We start from the raw sequence: 17,327 nt of genomic DNA, 5'->3' as shown, positions 1-17,327 counted from the left end.
TGCGGGGGCGTCCGTTTTGTTTTCAGAGGCCAGCCTTGTTTCAATAAAAATGAAACCTTTCGTGCATGATAAACGTAGTTTGAAAAAGGTGGAGAACATGAAGGTGGGTGACGGGATGTTCATTGCTCAGCTGGCTGTTATTTTGTTTGCCGCCAAGCTTGCTGGTGATGCCGCCGTGCGCCTTGGCCAGCCCGCCGTGCTCGGCAAGCTGCTCATCGGCATTGTGCTTGGCCCGAGCGTGCTCGGTGTGATCGAGGATACCGATCTTTTGCAGGAGTTAAGTCAAATCGGTGTCATTTTGCTTATGTTTATCGCCGGCCTTGAGACGGATATGGACCAGTTTCGGCGCACTGGAAAAGCTGCTGTGGCGGTCGGGGTGCTCGGTATTCTCGTTCCGCTGCTCGCCGGGTATGCGGCCGGCGCAGCGTTCGGCATGGAAACCGGAACGGCTCTATTTCTTGGCCTCTTGCTATCGGCGACAAGCGTCAGCATTTCCGTGCAGGCGCTCAAAGAGATGGGACAGCTGCAATCGAAGGAAGGATCAGCGATTCTTGGCGCGGCGGTCATCGACGACGTGTTGGTCGTCATTGCTTTGGCATTTTTATTAAGCCTAACGGGCGGCGACGTCGAGCTTGGTGCGGTCGTGCTGAAAAAAGTCGTCTTTTTTGCCGTCGCCATTTTGCTCGCTTGGAAAGCGATCCCCTTTGTATTAAAGTGGTTTGCCCCGTTGCGTGTGATGGAGGCGGTCATTTCAGCCGGGTTGATTATCTGTTTCTCTTTTGCCTACTTTGCTGAGGCGATGGGGGTGGCGGCGATCATCGGCGCCTATATTGCCGGGCTTGGCGCGAGTTTTACGGACTATCGGGAAGAAGTGTTTGAGAAAGTGGAAACGATCGCCTATTCTTTGTTTGTCCCTGTCTTTTTTACTTCCATCGGGGTTGCGGCCGACTTTTCCGGCATCGTCGAGCATTGGCCGCTCATTGTCGGCTGGAGTGCGCTCGCGATTTTGACGAAGCTCGTCGGCGCCGCGCTGGGAGCAAAATGGGCCGGATTTTCGTGGGGGAGCTCGCTGGCGGTCGGCGCTGGCATGGTATCGCGAGGCGAGGTGGCGCTCATTATCGCCGGCATCGGCTTGGAAGCCGGCCTGCTTGATGGGGGTATGTTTGCGGTCATGATCATCGTCGTATTGGCAACGACTGTTGTGACGCCGCCGTTATTGAAGATGATTTTCAGCCGTCTTCATCCGGTGCGCCAGACTATATAACCAACAGCTTGGCGCTACACCGCGGGAAACTGACTAACTCGTTATGGGCCGTTAGGCGGGGGCGCCGTGAAGGGCGATTTGTGTGATCTTTATCATCTTTGGAAGAGAAGATCCCCCACTTCCACGTGTGAGCGCACATGCACCCCCCGTGGGGCAGGTGCTCCCAAGAATCTCCCACCTCTAAGCGTACGCGTAGGTGGGAGGGCGTTCAATCCGACAGCCCGATGGCTTCGATAAGGGAGATTGCCGGCAACAAAAGGTCAATACGGGAACGAAGAAAAGGGGCTTGCCTCATGAGGCAGCCCTTTGCTGTTGTTACGAGCGATTTTGTTTCGCTTGTTTCGCCGTATCCACGCTGTCTTTGGCCATTTCCGCCTCCGCCTTTGAGACGGTCGGGTTGGCCGCTTCTTGGCTCACCTTGTTTTGTCTCCCTTTGTTCGACATGCGATCCCCTCCTTTCGGCCACGGTGATCGGTGCATCTGCCGAACTGCTTCGCCCGTTTCCACGCATATCATACAAAATAAGGCGAAAATGGCGGGCGAGCGGTTCTTGGCGGCAAAAAACGGCATGCCCCATTCCTGGGGGATGAATGAACAAAAGCGGTGTTCCTTCTCCTTTTTCCTCGTAGTAAAGGCGGACTCGTCGGTTGATCGATACGTACGGCATATTCTTTCCTCCCTCCCAGCCCTCTTATTAGTATGTTGAGAAGAGCGGCGTCCCATCCAAAAAAAACGTCATTGAGAGCGATGGCCCGCCCGGTTTATAATTTAGTCTGCATAGATTAGCGGAAGACGATGGGTACGGAAAGGAGGAAGCCTGATGGAGCAGCCGTTTCGCGTCGAAAAAACGCTCAACAATAACGTGTTAATCGCTTCCCATCCGGCATATGGAGAAGTCGTGTTGCTCGGCAAAGGAATCGGCTTCGGCAAAAAACGGGGGGACGAGATTGCCAAGAGCGCTGTTGAAAAATGTTTCGTGCTGAAAAATGAAAGCGAACAAGAGCAATACAAAAAGCTGCTTCCGGAATTGAGCGAAGAATTCATCGCCCTCATGAGCGAGGTGGTTCACCATATTCAGCAACGCGTGGGCGCGCCGCTCGATGAGCACATCCATGTGGCGCTGACGGACCATATCGCTTTTACATTAAAGCGGCTTGAACAAGGATTAGATGTCAAAAACCCGTTTTTGGCTGAGACGAAAAGCTTGTATCCGTTGGAGTATGAAATCGCCAATGAAGTGGCCCGCATGATTGAACAAAAGCTCGGAGCCTCCCTGCCTGAAGGGGAGACAGGCTTTATCGCCCTTCATATTCATAGCGCGATTTCCAAACAAAGCGTGTCGGAAGCGAATCGATATTCCCAGCTCATTGCTGACCTTGTCAAGATCGTCGAGCAACAGCTTGGCGTTGACATCGACCGCGAGAGCGTTCATTATTTGCGGTTTGTCCGTCACCTGCGCTATGCGATGGAGCGGATGAAAAAAGGCGAAAAAGTCGAAGAACCAAAAAATTTGTCGAAAATCTTGAAGGAAGCGTATCCATTATGCTATAATCTAGCATGGAAGTTGGTCAAAGTGATGCAGCAAACGCTTCATCTGCCGGCGGACGATGCCGAGGCGGTCTATTTGACGTTGCATTTGCAACGGCTGGCGGAGAAAAAGAACAATACAACTGCATAGGTTGTCTCGCTTTACGTGTTACTGACTCGATCAGGCATGAGTAAAGAGGGCAAACAAGGCGGCAACAGTTGCGAGTTCATCTGTGCGCTGTTGCAAGCGGTCTTTTTGCCTCTCTTTAGTCATGCCTTTTTTATTGCGCCGGCGCCTTCGGAAACGTCCGCCCCATTTTTGGCACATGAATCGTCTATTTGCTGCAAAACTTAAGAAAAGAAAACCAAAGGAGGTCATCCAAATGAAACGAGCGTTTGGCACGCTGCAAAAGGTCGGAAAAGCGCTCATGCTGCCGGTGGCGCTCTTGCCGGCGGCCGGGATTTTGTTGGCGCTTGGCAACGCCTTGAAAAACCCGGCGCTCACTGACAAAATTCCGGCGCTCAAAGCCGACTGGGTCGTGCTCATCTCCAACGTGATGGAGCAAGCAGGCGGCATCGTCTTCTCCAACTTGTCGCTTTTGTTTGCGGTTGGTGTGGCAATCGGCCTTGCCGGCGGGGACGGAGTCGCGGGCTTGGCGGCGATCATCGGCTACTTGATTATGAATGTGACGATGAGCGTCATCTTAGGCGTGACTTCCGATATGATCGGCGCCGACCCGTCGTACGCCAACATTCTTGGCATCCCGACGCTGCAAACCGGCGTCTTTGGCGGGATTATCGTCGGGATTTTGGCAGCGTACATGTACAACAAATACTTCAATATCGAACTGCCGCAATATCTCGGCTTTTTTGCTGGCAAGCGGTTCGTGCCGATCGTGACGGCAGCGTCCGCTGTCGTGCTTGGCATTATCATGACATTCGTTTGGCCGCCCATTCAGCACGGACTCAATGCGTTTTCGCACAATATGATCGATGCGAACAAAACGTTGGCCGCGTTCATTTTCGGCGTGATCGAACGGGCGCTCATTCCGTTTGGTTTGCATCATATTTTCTATGCACCGTTTTGGTTTGAATTTGGCGAGTATGTCAATAAAGCCGGGCAAGTGGTTCATGGCGATCAAAAAATCTTTTTCGAGCAACTGAAAGATGGGGTCAAATTGACGGCCGGCACGTTCATGACCGGGAAGTTCCCGTTTATGATGTTCGGCCTCCCGGCAGCGGCGCTCGCGATCTACCATGAAGCGCGACCGGAAAACAAAAAAGTCGTTGCCGGCATCATGGGGTCGGCTGCGTTGACATCGTTTTTGACCGGGATTACCGAACCGATCGAATTTTCGTTCTTGTTTGTCGCTCCGGCGCTGTTTGCCATCCACTGCATTTTTGCCGGCTTGTCGTTTATGATCATGCACTTGTTGAACGTCAAAATCGGGATGACGTTCTCAGGCGGGGTCATTGACTTTTTGCTGTTTGGCGTTCTGCCGAACCGGACGGCGTGGTGGCTCGTCATTCCGGTCGGCTTGGTGTTTGCTGTCATTTATTACTTCGGATTCCGCTTTGCGATCCGCAAGTGGGACTTGGCGACGCCGGGCCGGGAAAAAACGGTTGAGGAAGCGTCGAAAGCCGAGGCAGCCGCCGCTGGCGACCTGCCGTATGAAGTGCTCGCTGCCCTTGGCGGAAAGGAAAATATCGAACATTTGGACGCATGCATTACACGTTTGCGCGTTTCGGTCCATGATATCGGCCGGGTCGATAAAGACCGGTTGAAAGCGCTCGGCGCCGCTGGGGTGCTTGAAGTGGGCAACAACGTGCAAGCGATTTTCGGTCCGAAATCGGATATGTTAAAAGGGCAAATTCAAGATATCATGCAAGGAAAAGCGCCGACCCGGACGGAAGAGAAACCGAAGGCAGCGGCCCTGGAAGCCGCAAAGTCCGAAACGATTGCTTCGCCGATGTCAGGAGAGGTCGTTCCGCTCGCTGAGGTGCCTGATCAAGTGTTTTCGCAAAAAATGATGGGCGACGGCTTCGCGGTCATGCCAACGGACGGCACGGTCGTCTCTCCGGTTGATGGGAACATCATCAACGTATTTCCGACGAAGCACGCCATTGGCATTCAGTCAGCCGGTGGGCATGAAATTTTGATCCATGTCGGCATCGACACGGTGAAGCTGAACGGCCAAGGGTTTGAAGCGCTTGTGAAGGAAGGCGACGAAGTGAAAAAAGGGCAGCCGATTTTGCGCTTCGACCTTGATTATGTCAAACAGAACGCGCCATCGATCGTCACACCGGTGATTTTCACGAATCTCAAAGCCGGCGAAACGGTTCACGTCAACAAGCAAGGCTTGGTTGCTCGAGGAGAAGACGCTGTTGTTACGATCAGCTAAGTTGCTTATTCGCGGCGGGGCCAAGCGTTTTCCGTTGCCTCCCCGCCCCTGCATTTGATATGATGGCAAAGAAAAATATTGAAGAAAAGGGGAATGATGAATCATGGCAGAAAAAACGTTTAAAGTCGTTTCGGATTCCGGCATCCATGCTCGTCCGGCGACGATTTTGGTGCAAACGGCGAGCAAATTCAACAGTGAAATCCAGCTTGAGTACAACGGCAAAACGGTGAACTTGAAATCGATCATGGGTGTCATGTCGTTAGGAATTCCGAAAGGAGCGACGATTAAAATTACGGCAGAAGGGGCCGATGCGGCAGAAGCAATGGCGGCGTTAACCGATACGTTGGCAAAGGAAGGCCTTGCGGAATAATGGAAAAAATGATTCAGGGCATCGCCGCTTCAAGCGGCATCGCCATCGCCAAAGCATATCGCTTGGAAACGCCTCATTTGGAGGCCGAAAAACGAACGGTCGCTGACGTCGAGGCGGAAATTGCGCGGCTTGAGGCGGCGGTCGCGAAAGCGAAAGAAGAGCTGGAAGCCATCAAGCAGCATGCCTTGGAAAAGCTTGGCGAAGACAAAGCCGCCATTTTTGCCGCCCACTTGCTTGTGCTTGACGACCCAGAATTGCTGAACCCGATTAAGGAAAAAATCAAAACGGAACAAGTGAATGCGGAATACGCGCTCCATGAAACGGCATCGTTTTTCATTTCGATGTTCGAGGGCATGGACAATGAGTATATGAAAGAGCGGGCCGCCGATATCCGCGATGTGACGAAGCGCGTCCTCGCCCATCTGCTTGGCGTGACGATCTCCAATCCAAGCCTTATTTCCGAAGAGGTCGTCATTATTGCGGAGGATTTGACGCCATCCGATACGGCGCAGCTGAACCGCCAGTATGTCAAAGGGTTTGCCACCGACATCGGCGGGCGGACGTCGCATTCGGCCATTATGGCCCGCTCGCTCGAAATCCCGGCTGTCGTCGGCACAAAAGCGGTTACGGCGGAAGTGCAAAACGGGGACATCGTCATCGTCGATGGGCTTGACGGTCAAGTCGTCGTCAATCCGTCCCCCGAGTTGCTTGCGCGTTATGAAGAGAAGCGGGCTCGCTATGAGGAGCAAAAAGCGGAATGGGCGAAGCTTGTCGATCAACCGACGGTCACCGCTGATGGCGTGCGCGTTGAGCTGGCGGCCAATATCGGCACGCCGGACGACGTGAGGGGCGCGTTAGCCAACGGGGCGGAAGGGATCGGCCTGTATCGCACAGAGTTTTTATACATGGGACGCTCGGAGTTGCCTACGGAAGACGAACAGTTTGCGGCCTACAAAACGGTGCTTGAAAAGATGGATGGCAAGCCGGTCGTCGTCCGGACGCTTGACATTGGCGGCGACAAAGAGCTTCCGTATTTGCGGCTGCCGAAAGAAATGAATCCGTTTTTAGGGTTTCGCGCCATTCGCCTTTGTCTGGAAATGCAAGACATGTTCCGCATGCAGCTGCGCGCCTTGCTGCGGGCGAGCGTGCACGGCAATTTGAAAATCATGTTCCCCATGATTGCGACGCTCGATGAATTCCGTCAAGCGAAAGCGATTTTGCTTGAAGAAAAAGACGCGCTCCTCCGCCAAGGCGTCCCGGTCGCCGACGGGATCGAAGTCGGCATGATGGTGGAAATCCCGGCTGCCGCGGTCATGGCGGACCAGTTTGCGAAAGAAGTCGACTTTTTCAGCATCGGCACAAACGATTTAATCCAATATACGATGGCGGCCGACCGGATGAATGAGCGGGTTTCGTATTTATATCAACCGTACAATCCGGCGATTTTGCGGCTCATCAGCCACGTCATCGACGCTGCCCATCGCGAAGGAAAATGGGTCGGGATGTGCGGCGAAATGGCCGGCGACCCGATCGCCATTCCGATTTTGCTTGCTCTTGGCCTTGATGAGTTCAGCATGAGCGCCACCTCGATTTTGCCGGCGCGCGCCCAGCTGAAGCGGTTGTCGAAAGAAGACGCCGCCCGCATCAAAGAGACGGTGTTGTCGCTCGGCACAGCCGAAGAGGTTGTGGCCTTTGTCAAACAAACATTTTCTTTTGCTTAAACGAAAGCGTGGCGATGTTCGAGTCCGCCGCGCTTCTTTTTCATCTGCTCGGTTGGTGTCTGTTAATTTTTTCTTGTCGTCTGCTTAAATGGATTGCGCCATTCCATCAGGACGGCATAGTTGCGCGATTCCTCATCTTCCAAATAATTGTGGACGACCGCCAGCGGGGTGCGCCCGCAGCGGAGCAAAAACGTAATGACCGGATCGCTCAGCTCGCCGGCGACTACTTTGTCGATGTAGGCTTCGGGTGATAATTCGGTAGCGTAACGATGGTAGCCGGGCATCCGCCCGCCGCCGAGCAACCGGTCGAGGCCGAGATGGACGACGACTTCATACATCGACTGCATGAGCCACTTGCCGAGGCCGAGCTTCCGGTATGGCGGCGAGACGCAAATGTCGACGACATAAAGCGTGTTGCCGTCCGGGCGGTGGTTGCGGATGTAGCCGCCGTCGGTGATCTCTTCCCATGTATGATCGGTATGGGCTGGATCAAAGTCAACGATCAAGCCAGTCATCGATCCGACGATGCGCCCGCCGACTTCGACGCAAATCGCTCCTTCGGGAAACAAGGTGACATGGTTGTGAAGCTGTTGTTCGTTCCACCATAACTCCGATGGAAACGGTGGCGGAAAACTTTCTTGCTGCACGCGGATGAGATCAGCAAAGTCGTCTTTCGTATAGTTGCGGATGACCGCTTCGCGCGGGGTGTTGCCGTCAAAGACGTATAAACGTTTATAGTACATGCCGATCCCCCTTGCTTTTTTACCCTCATCATAACTGAAAACTCGCAAAAATGGCAAGAAAGGGGATGTCCCAAAAGGATCGGGACACCCTTGCTCATCACCATATATCGCTGCGAAACAATGAATCATGCGCAATATGTTGCATTTCGTTTGAGAGGAATGACGCTTTTAGGTCAGCCCCTTTTTGCTCGACATACTCGCTCACAAGCGCTTCAATTTGCTGTTCATTTGGCTTTTCGCCGCGAAAGGGAAACACAATTTCATCGATGAATTTCCCGTTGCAGTAAACGTGCAGCGCCCCTTTTTGCAACAGGACGCTGTATTCGATCTCAAATCGATATCCTTCGTGTTCGATGGCGCCCATGGTCATTCACCTTCCTCTAGTTTATTGTCCCATGTGCGTCGATTCGTTATGTATGAATTAAGAAGGTCCTCCTATAGACGGGGGACGATCGTCCTCTGTATAATGAAAATTAGTGCGACAAAAAGAGGAAACAGAGGGGAGAAATAGCGAGTGTTCCGGACATTGCGCAGCAAATTGATCGTCTTGATGGCTTTATTGTTAGTTATTTCCTTGGCAGCGACGCAACTCGTTGGGGTTGTGCAAATGCGGCGGATGGTTGACGCTGATGTGAAACAACGGGCGCAGACGGCGCTTGACGGGCTGCTTGGCGACATTCGCGACAGTTTTCAAAGTGAAGAGAACAGCTTAGTTCAATTCAGTGAATCGCCGTTGGCTTTGCAAATGGTTCGGGACGAAAGCGCCTGGTCCGGGCTGGAAAAGCAGTTCCGTACGTTTTTGCGCCTGCATGAGAATGTGCAATTCATCTATATTGGCACCGAGCAGAAGAAAATGTACATCACGCCGATGACAGAGCTCCCGGACGGATACGATCCGACGAGCCGCCCGTGGTATAAAGAAGCGATGAAGCGGCCGGATGAAGTCGTGTGGACCGAACCTTATGTCGATGCCATTACTGGCAAGCACGTTGTGACGTTGGCCAAAGCAGTGAGCGAAAACGGCCGCATTGCTGCGGTCATCGGCATCGATATGACGCTCGATGCGGTAACGAGAATCGTCAATGCAAGCGACGTCGGCTATCACGGCTATCCGGTGCTGTTTGACGCGAAAGGGACGGCGGTCGTCCACCCGCAATATAAAGGAAAAAACATGGCGAAAAATGCGATGGTCCGATATATGCTCGAGCATGAAAAAGGAATGCACGAATATGAGCAAGACGGCGAACAGCGGGTCATTTACTTCACTACTATTCCAGAGCTCGGCTGGAAGGTCGGCGTCGTCTATAAAGAAAAGGACTTATCGGCGATGAGCCGCTCGCTTGGAGTAAACATGCTTGTCATTACCATTATTGCGCTCATTGTGGCGCTTGTTGCCGTCTATTTCTTGGCGCGCTCGATCACAAGGCCGATTGCTGCGCTGCAAGAGCAAGTCGAAAAGGCGGCGGGCGGCGACTTGACGGTGCACGCGCGTGTCACTGCCAAAGATGAGATTGGCCGCCTCGCCCGCCACTTCAATGACATGATCGACCATATGCGGATGTTGATCAGCGAGGTGAACCGCTCGGTCAATGAATTGGCCGCTTCAGCTGACCATTTGAGCGCTGTCTCGGAAGAAACGATGGCCACAAGCGAACAAGTGGCAAAAGCCATAGGCGAAATCGCCAAAGGAACGACCGATCAAGCAGGAAGCCTTGATACGATCAATGAGCGGACGACGGCGCTGTCGCAGCAAATCGAAGCGGTCACGAATGCGACGGCTGGCATGGAGTCGCTGTCCGATGAAACGAAAACCGCGAGCTACGACGGCTTGGAGCATTTAAACATTTTGCAGAAAAAATCGGAGGAAGCGAAAAATGAACTGGAGTCTGTCGAAAATGTCATTAGCGACCTTGTGAAAAAGATGGATGAAATTGACGGCGTTATTCAAACGATTACGGCCATTTCCGGACAGACGAATTTGCTGGCGTTGAACGCCAGCATCGAGGCGGCGCGGGCTGGCGAGCATGGCAAAGGGTTTGCCGTTGTTGCCGATGAGGTGCGCAAGCTGGCCGAACAATCCGCGAAAGCGACGGAGATGATCCGCGCGACGATCGCCGCCATCCAGCAGCAAGCCGGGCTGGTGATGGAGGCAGTCGGCCGCTCCAAGCAGGCGTACGACGAACAAAGAGAAGCGGTGCATACGACCGGCGATTCATTCGTGAAAATCACCGGCATGATGGAACAATTGACGACAGCACTGGCTGGAGTGTTGGAGGAAGCTAAGAAGATGAACATAAGCAAAGATGATGTCGTCGGAGCGATGCAAAACATTGCCGCCATCGCCCAACAAGCAGCGGCAGCGGCGGAGGAAGTGGCCGCTTCGGCCGATGATCAGCTGCAGGCGCTTTCGACGGTGACGGAATCGGCGGAGGCGTTGAGCGAAATGAGCCAAAAACTGAAACAACTGGTGGAAAAATTTAAAATTTCATAAAAACAGAAGGCGCCCCAACTGCAACGGGCGCCTTTTTATCATTTTCCTCACTAACCGAGAAGCCCCCACTTCAACGACACAAGCGGGAACAACGGAATGGTGGGGCGCATGGGGATGGCTCGGCTGGCAGCCTGCCGTAGGGCAGGCGCCCTCCTCCTCTTCAGCGATTGCGTAGACGGGATAGCGTTTCATTTGTGCAGGGGGCAGTTTCAAAAAATAACCGAAAGATGAACTGCCTAAATCATGAATGTTCCGCCGCCGTGCGGTCACGATTTTTTTTTGATTCATACAATGATAATAAGTGAAATTTTTTCAGCTTCTTCGTCGATTTTAGTGAGCGATAGTGCTAAAATAAACAGTGAAAACGTTTATACCGTTATTTTGCTGTACGTTTGGGGATACTGGCAGCTAAATGAGGACTTTCATGCATAGCTGTTGCCCAGCCCGAACGATGCGAAAACAAGGTGGAGGTTTTTTCACGATGGCAAAACAGACGAACTATGCTCAACCGTGGAGCCAGTTTTACGGGCCGAACCTCGGTTATGTCATCGAAATGTACGAACAGTATCTCGATGACCCTAATAGCATCGACCCGGAACTGAAACAATTGTTCGAACAGTGGGGGGCGCCGGTCTTGGAAGAACCGGTTTCTCCTGCGGATGACGAAGCAGCCAAAACGCATCAAACGTTCCGGCTGCCGGAGACGCCGACGATTTTCAGCAAGCTTGTCGCTGCCGTCAAGCTGGCGGACAGCATTCGCCATTATGGCCATCTGGCTGCCGATACGAATCCGCTTGTCAAAACGGAGAAAAAGCTGCGCCGCTTGGAGCTTGACGAATACGACTTAACCGAAGAGGATTTAAAGCGCATTCCGGTCGCATTTCTTTGCCCGCACGCTCCGGCGCATGTCAAAAACGGCTGGGATGCCATCTTGCATTTGCGCAAAATTTACACAGACAAAATCGCGTTCGAATTCTCGCAAGTACATAATCTCGAAGAGAGGAACTGGCTCATTCAGCAAATCGAGTCCGGAGCGTATTACCCGAGCTTGGCGAACAAAGAGCGGGTTGCTTTGTTGCGCCGCCTGACGGAAGTGGAAGGGTTTGAAAAGTTCATCCACCGGACGTATGTCGGGCAAAAACGGTTTTCGATCGAAGGGCTTGATTCTATGGTGCCGCTTTTGGATGAGCTTGTCCGCCAGGCGATCGAACATGAAATCGACGCCGTCAACATCGGCATGGCGCACCGCGGCCGGTTGAACGTGCTGGCTCACGTGCTCGGCAAGCCGTACGAAATGATTTTCGCCGAGTTTCAGCATGCGGAAAGCAAAAACTTTATTCCGTCTGAAGGGGCAGTGGCGATCACGTATGGGTGGACGGGCGATGTCAAATACCACTTAGGGGCGGCGCGCCGCCTTCGCAATAAAAGCGCCCATACGATGCGGATTACGCTTGCGAACAACCCAAGCCATCTCGAAGTGGTCAATCCGGTTGTGCTTGGCTACACGCGCGCCGCGCAAGAAGACCGGACAAAACCAGGCGTGCCAGTGCAAAATACTGATGCGTCATTTGCCATCTTGATTCACGGGGATGCCGCGTTCCCGGGACAAGGGATCGTCGCGGAAACGCTCAACTTAAGCCAGCTGCGCGGCTATACGACCGGTGGGACGATCCATATCATCGCCAATAACATGATCGGCTTTACGACGGAAAGCTGCGATTCACGCTCGACGACGTATGCTTCCGATATGGCGAAAGGGTTTGAGGTGCCGATTGTGCACGTCAATGCCGATGACCCGGAGGCTTGTTTGGCGGCTGCATGCTTGGCGTTTGCCTACCGCCAGCGGTTTAAAAAAGACTTTGTCATTGACCTAATCGGTTACCGCCGTTTCGGTCATAATGAAATGGATGAGCCGATGGCGACGAACCCGACGATGTACACGATCATCAACCAGCATCCGACCGTGCGCCAGCTGTATGCGCAAAAATTGATGGAAAAAGGGATCATCGCCGAGCGGGAAGTCGACGAAATGGAGCAAGAGGTGGCCGAACGGCTGAAAATCGCCTACGAGCGGGTGCCGAAAAACGAAGACGAGCTCGATTTCATCATGGATCCGCCCAAACCGGTCGTCGATCGGCTGCCGGAAGTGAAAACGGGCGTGGCGAAAGACGTGCTCCATCGTGTGAACGAAGAATTGCTGCAGTTTCCGGACGGATTCAACGTCTTTAACAAGCTCGAGCGCATTTTAAAACGGCGGAGCGGCGTGTTTGCGCAAAACGGCAAAGTGGATTGGGCGCATGCGGAAATTTTAGCATTTGCTACCATTTTACAAGATGGCGTGCCGATCCGTTTGACCGGACAGGACTCGCAACGCGGCACGTTCGCCCAACGCCATTTGGTGCTCCACGATGTGAAAACCGGAGAAGAGTATGTGCCGCTTCACCACATCAGCGGCGCCAAAGCGTCGTTTGTCGTGTACAACAGCCCGCTGACGGAAGCCGCCGTGCTCGGCTATGAATACGGCTACAACGTCTATGCACCGGAGACGCTCGTGCTTTGGGAAGCGCAATTTGGCGACTTCGCCAACATGGCGCAAGTGATGTTTGATCAATTCATTTCATCCGGCCGGGCGAAATGGGGGCAAAAATCCGGGCTTGTCATGCTCTTGCCGCACGGCTACGAAGGGCAAGGCCCTGAACATTCCAGCGGCCGCGTCGAGCGCTTTTTGCAGCTGGCGGCGGAAAACAACTGGACGGTCGCCAACTTATCGACGGCCGCGCAATATTTCCATATTTTGAGGCGGCAGGCGGCGCTGTTGACAAGAGAAGAAGTGCGTCCGCTCATCATTATGACGCCAAAAAGCTTACTCCGTCATCCGCTTGCCTCGTCGGATGCGGAAGTGCTCGTCGACGGTGCGTTCTCGCCGGTGCTCGAGCAGCCAGGATTGGGAACGGACGCCGACAAAGTTGAACGAATTGTGTTTGGCACCGGCAAATTGATGATCGATTTGGCGGAACAAATCGGCAAAATGGAAGGGCTCGACTGGTTGCATATCGTGCGCATTGAAGAGCTGTATCCGTTCCCGGAAGAAGCGGTGAGAGGCATCATCGCCCGCTATCCGAACGTCAAAGAGCTCATTTGGGTGCAAGAAGAACCGAAAAACATGGGAGCTTGGACGTATATGGAACCGCGCCTGCGGGCGTTGGCTCCAGAGGGGGTCGATGTCAGCTACATTGGGCGGCGCCGGCGGGCCAGCCCGGCGGAAGGTGATCCGGTCGTCCACCGAAAAGAGCAAGAGCGCATCATCCGCTGTGCATTGACAAAGCATGAATGATGACTACGGAACATTTGAGGAGGGCATCAACGTGGCTGAGATCAAAGTCCCAGAGTTAGCAGAATCCATCACGGAGGGAACGATCGCCCAATGGCTAAAAAAACCGGGCGACTACGTGGAAAAAGGAGAAACGATTTGCGAGCTTGAAACGGATAAAGTGAACGTGGAAATTATGGCGGAAGAGTCGGGTGTTTTGCAGCAGCTGCTTGCCAATGAAGGCGATACGGTTGCGGTTGGCCAAGCGATCGCCATTATCGGCGAAGGAGCGGCAGCACCGACTGCCGCTCCGCAAGCTGCCCCGCAGCCGGTTGCTGAACCAAAACCGGCCGCTCCGGCCGACCAAGCTGAACAGGCCGCCCCGCAGCCGGTTGCGGTCGCCCAAGCCTCAGGCCAACGCCCGATCGCCTCGCCGGCGGCTCGGAAGATGGCGCGTGAAAAAGGGATCGATTTAACACAAGTGCCAACGGTTGATCCGCTCGGGCGCGTCCGGAAACAAGACGTCGCTTCGTTTGCCGCCCAACCGGCCGTTGCGCCGCAGCCGGCTCCACAAGCCGTGCCGACGCCGGCCGCCATTCCAGCCGCCGAGGCTGGCAAGCCGGTGATTCGCGAAAAAATGTCGCGCCGCCGGCAAACGATCGCCAAACGGCTGCTTGAAGTGACGCAAACGACCGCGATGCTGACGACGTTCAATGAAATTGACATGTCGGCGGTCATTGATCTGCGCAAGCGGAAAAAAGATAAATTTTTCGAGGAGCATGACGTCCGCTTGGGCTTTATGTCGTTTTTCGTCAAAGCAGCCGTCGCCGCGCTGAAAAAATATCCGTACGTCAACGCGGAGATCCAAGGCGATGAAATTTTGCTGAAAAAATATTACGATATCGGCGTTGCCGTGTCGACGGACGAAGGGCTTGTCGTCCCGGTTGTGCGCGACTGCGACCGGAAAAGCTTCGCCGAAATTGAGCGCGACATCGCTGAATTGGCGGCGAAGGCGCGCAGCAATAAGTTGTCGCTTGCCGATTTGCAAGGCGGCACGTTTACGATCACCAACGGCGGCGTGTTCGGTTCACTGTTGTCGACCCCGCTTCTCAACGGGCCGCAAGTCGGCATTTTAGGGATGCATTCGATCAAACTGCGCCCGGTCGCCGTCGATGAGGAACGGATCGAAAACCGTCCGATGATGTACGTTGCCTTGTCATACGACCACCGCATCATCGATGGCAAAGAGGCGGTAGGGTTCTTAAAAACGGTGAAAGACTTGATCGAAAATCCGGAAGATTTGCTGCTTGAAAGCTGATTAGAAAGGAAAAGGGGAGCCTGCGATGTGCAGGCTCCTTCTTTTTCGCCGGCCATGGCAAGCTGGCGAATGCTTTTCCTTGTCTTGCGGAAAACTACTGGAAAAAAGGAGCAGATTCGATGCCAGAGCGTGGACGAAACGATCACCCGCACATGTTTTACCGCGACGGCGCCCGCGAAAACATCTTGAATGATCCGACCGCCGATGGCGCCGAGGCGATTGGGGTGCGGACGGACGCTGATCCGATGCAGGCAGCCAATCCGAATCCGTTTCACGTTGATCGCCTTGACGTTGAGGAAGGGATGAAACGGTTTCGGTCGCTTTTCGAAGAGAGGTGATCCGCCCAGCGGATCACTTTTTTCGCTGATCGAAAGAAGGAAAATGACGAATGAGCGCGAATATGGTTACTTAACACCATTCTTTTGTTGGAGGGATTCGTATGGAACTTGGATTGGCCGGAAAAACGGCGCTTGTCGCTGCCTCGAGCCAAGGTCTTGGCAAGGCGATCGCGCGAGCGCTTGTGCTTGAAGGGGCGAACGTCATGATCACGAGCCGAAACGAGGAAAAACTGCGGGAAGTGGCGGAAGAGTTGAATAGTTTACATAAGGGGCGCGTCGCTTATACGCGCACAGATGTCACCAACGCCGACGACATTCGCCAGCTTGTCGCCAAAACGGTCGAGACGTTTGGGACGATCGATTTGCTCGTCAACAACGCCGGCGGCCCTCCGGCGGGAACGTTTGAAACGGTGAGCGACGAAGACTGGCAATATGCGTTTGAGCTCAATTTGTTGAGCTATATTCGTCTCATTCGCGAAACGCTCCCTTACTTAAAGAAAAAGGGGGGGAAAATTGTCAACATCGCTTCATCATCGATTAAAGAGCCGATTCCGGGGCTCATTTTATCCAACACGTTCCGCACCGGCATCGTCGGGCTGACGAAAACGCTTGCTGTGGAACTGGCGCCGGATGGCATTTTAATCAATACAGTGGCTCCTGGTCGGATCGCGACGGAGCGCGTTGCCTTTTTGGACAAAGTGAATGCCGAGAAACTCGGCATTACGAAAGAAGAAATGGAAGCGCGCATGAAAAGCGCTATTCCGCTCGGCCGCTACGGAACCCCGGAAGAGTTTGCCAATGTTGTCGTCTTCTTGTTGTCCGAAGCGAATTCGTACGTCACCGGTCAAGCTCTCATCGTCGATGGCGGCATGGTGAGAGCGCTTTAAGGCAAACCGACAGGAGGGGAGACCGGATGAAAACGATCGGATTCATCGGCCTTGGCGTCATGGGGAAAAGCATGGCGCGCCACTTGTTGAAGGCGGGCTATCCGCTTCTCGTCTATACGCGCACAAAAGAAAAGGCGGAAGGCTTGCTTCAAGAAGGAGCGGTGTGGAAGGAAACGGTCGCCGCCTTGGCGCGGGAGTCGGATGTCGTCATTACGATGGTCGGCTATCCGCACGATGTCAAGCAAGTGTATTTCGGCGAAGGCGGCATTTTGGAGAACGCGCGGTCAGGAACATATGTGATCGATATGACGACGTCAACGCCGACGCTTGCGAAGTCCATTTATGAAGCGGCCAAGCAAAAGGGGATTCACGCTTTGGACGCTCCGGTGTCCGGCGGCGACATCGGCGCGCGCGAAGGAACGTTGACGATTATGGTCGGCGGCGACGAGGATGTCTTTTTGGCGTGCAAGCCGATTCTCGAGCGGCTTGGCACGAACATCGTGCGGCAAGGAGGAGCCGGAGCCGGCCAGCATACGAAAATGTGCAACCAAATCGCCATTGCGACGAACATGATTGGGGTGTGCGAGGCGATGGCGTATGCGAAGCGAGCCGGGCTTGACGCGTTCAAAGTGCTTGAGAGCATCGCCAAAGGGGCGGCTGGCAGCTGGTCGCTGAGCAACTTGGCGCCGCGCATGCTGGCTGGCGATTTTGCGCCCGGATTTTACATTAAGCATTTCATCAAAGATATGAAAATTGCGCTTGAGGAAGCGGAGCGGATGAACTTGCCGCTGCCGGGACTTTCGCTGGCGAAACAACTGTACGAAGAGTTGGCGCAAGCCGGCGAGGAAAACAGCGGCACGCAAGCGCTGTACAAACGGTATATCGAGGTGTAGGCGGGGCGGTTGTTCGCCCTTTTTTATCCTCTTCGTTCTGTCCCGCCTGCTTCTCAAATGGAA

Annotated in this window: 12 protein-coding genes and 2 pseudogenes; 11 read left to right on the top strand and 3 right to left on the bottom strand. The window is 53.9% G+C overall.

What is annotated here, in order from left to right; translation table 11 throughout:
* The first annotated feature begins 115 nt into the window (after positions 1 to 115).
* On the top strand, positions 116 to 1,264 hold the full coding sequence (locus BJQ97_RS12355) for a cation:proton antiporter (protein ID WP_160156807.1): 1,149 nt from the start codon (positions 116 to 118) through the stop codon (positions 1,262 to 1,264).
* A 315-nt stretch (positions 1,265 to 1,579) separates the two neighbouring features.
* Here the strand turns inward: BJQ97_RS12355 and BJQ97_RS17965 are convergent, their stop codons facing one another.
* Positions 1,580 to 1,708 (bottom strand): hypothetical protein, encoded by a 129-nt coding sequence (locus tag BJQ97_RS17965; RefSeq protein ID WP_268892804.1) that lies wholly within the window; start codon positions 1,706 to 1,708, stop codon positions 1,580 to 1,582.
* A 376-nt stretch (positions 1,709 to 2,084) separates the two neighbouring features.
* Between BJQ97_RS17965 and glcT the strand changes: the two genes are divergently transcribed.
* The 4 genes from glcT to ptsP all read left to right on the top strand — a co-directional run bounded on the left by glcT (position 2,085) and on the right by ptsP (position 7,284).
* Complete coding sequence (gene glcT, locus BJQ97_RS12345) at positions 2,085 to 2,942, top strand: glucose PTS transporter transcription antiterminator GlcT (RefSeq protein WP_160156806.1); 858 nt, start codon at positions 2,085 to 2,087, stop codon at positions 2,940 to 2,942.
* A gap of 232 nt (positions 2,943 to 3,174) precedes the next feature.
* Complete coding sequence (ptsG, locus tag BJQ97_RS12340; RefSeq protein WP_160156805.1) at positions 3,175 to 5,193, top strand: glucose-specific PTS transporter subunit IIBC; 2,019 nt, start codon at positions 3,175 to 3,177, stop codon at positions 5,191 to 5,193.
* A 103-nt stretch (positions 5,194 to 5,296) separates the two neighbouring features.
* Entirely contained in the window at positions 5,297 to 5,563 is a 267-nt protein-coding gene (locus BJQ97_RS12335) for a phosphocarrier protein HPr (protein ID WP_011230496.1), read from the top strand.
* Positions 5,563 to 7,284 (top strand): phosphoenolpyruvate--protein phosphotransferase, encoded by a 1,722-nt coding sequence (gene ptsP, locus BJQ97_RS12330; RefSeq protein WP_160156804.1) that lies wholly within the window; start codon positions 5,563 to 5,565, stop codon positions 7,282 to 7,284. Before BJQ97_RS12335 ends, ptsP begins: the two co-directional genes overlap by 1 nt.
* A 62-nt stretch (positions 7,285 to 7,346) precedes the next feature.
* On the opposite strand, the gene BJQ97_RS12325 is transcribed toward ptsP, so the two are convergent.
* Positions 7,347 to 8,027, bottom strand: coding sequence for a GNAT family N-acetyltransferase (locus BJQ97_RS12325; protein ID WP_160156803.1), 681 nt, complete (start codon positions 8,025 to 8,027; stop codon positions 7,347 to 7,349).
* Between the two features lie 181 nt (positions 8,028 to 8,208).
* Positions 8,209 to 8,391: pseudogene (locus BJQ97_RS12320) on the bottom strand (YbxH family protein); the annotation flags it as partial.
* A 150-nt stretch (positions 8,392 to 8,541) separates the two neighbouring features.
* Here BJQ97_RS12320 and BJQ97_RS12315 point away from each other — a divergent pair.
* From BJQ97_RS12315 to BJQ97_RS12290, 6 genes and pseudogenes are all read left to right on the top strand, one after another.
* Positions 8,542 to 10,518 carry a methyl-accepting chemotaxis protein gene (locus BJQ97_RS12315; RefSeq protein ID WP_160156802.1) on the top strand — a complete coding sequence of 659 codons (1,977 nt, stop codon included), beginning with the start codon at positions 8,542 to 8,544 and terminating at the stop codon, positions 10,516 to 10,518.
* A gap of 481 nt (positions 10,519 to 10,999) precedes the next feature.
* Positions 11,000 to 13,852, top strand: a complete 2,853-nt coding sequence (locus tag BJQ97_RS12310) for a 2-oxoglutarate dehydrogenase E1 component (protein WP_160156801.1) — start codon at positions 11,000 to 11,002, stop codon at positions 13,850 to 13,852.
* 31 nt (positions 13,853 to 13,883) lie between these two features.
* Entirely contained in the window at positions 13,884 to 15,146 is a 1,263-nt protein-coding gene (gene odhB, locus BJQ97_RS12305) for a 2-oxoglutarate dehydrogenase complex dihydrolipoyllysine-residue succinyltransferase (protein WP_160156800.1), read from the top strand.
* A 119-nt stretch (positions 15,147 to 15,265) separates the two neighbouring features.
* Positions 15,266 to 15,484 (top strand): hypothetical protein, encoded by a 219-nt coding sequence (locus BJQ97_RS12300; protein WP_160156799.1) that lies wholly within the window; start codon positions 15,266 to 15,268, stop codon positions 15,482 to 15,484.
* Positions 15,485 to 15,585: 101 nt separating this feature from the next.
* A complete protein-coding gene (locus BJQ97_RS12295; protein ID WP_160156798.1) occupies positions 15,586 to 16,371 on the top strand; it encodes an SDR family oxidoreductase in 786 nt (261 codons plus the stop codon).
* A gap of 2 nt (positions 16,372 to 16,373) precedes the next feature.
* Positions 16,374 to 17,264 (top strand): annotated as a pseudogene (locus BJQ97_RS12290) (NAD(P)-dependent oxidoreductase); the annotation flags it as partial.
* Between the last annotated feature and the right edge of the window lie 63 nt (positions 17,265 to 17,327).

Origin of the sequence: Geobacillus sp. TFV-3 (assembly GCF_009901865.1) — a bacterium.
Classification (GTDB): Bacteria; Bacillota; Bacilli; order Bacillales; family Anoxybacillaceae; genus Geobacillus; species Geobacillus thermoleovorans_A.
Note: the sequence above shows the minus strand (reverse complement) of the source record. Positions and strands in the feature narration are given on the sequence as shown.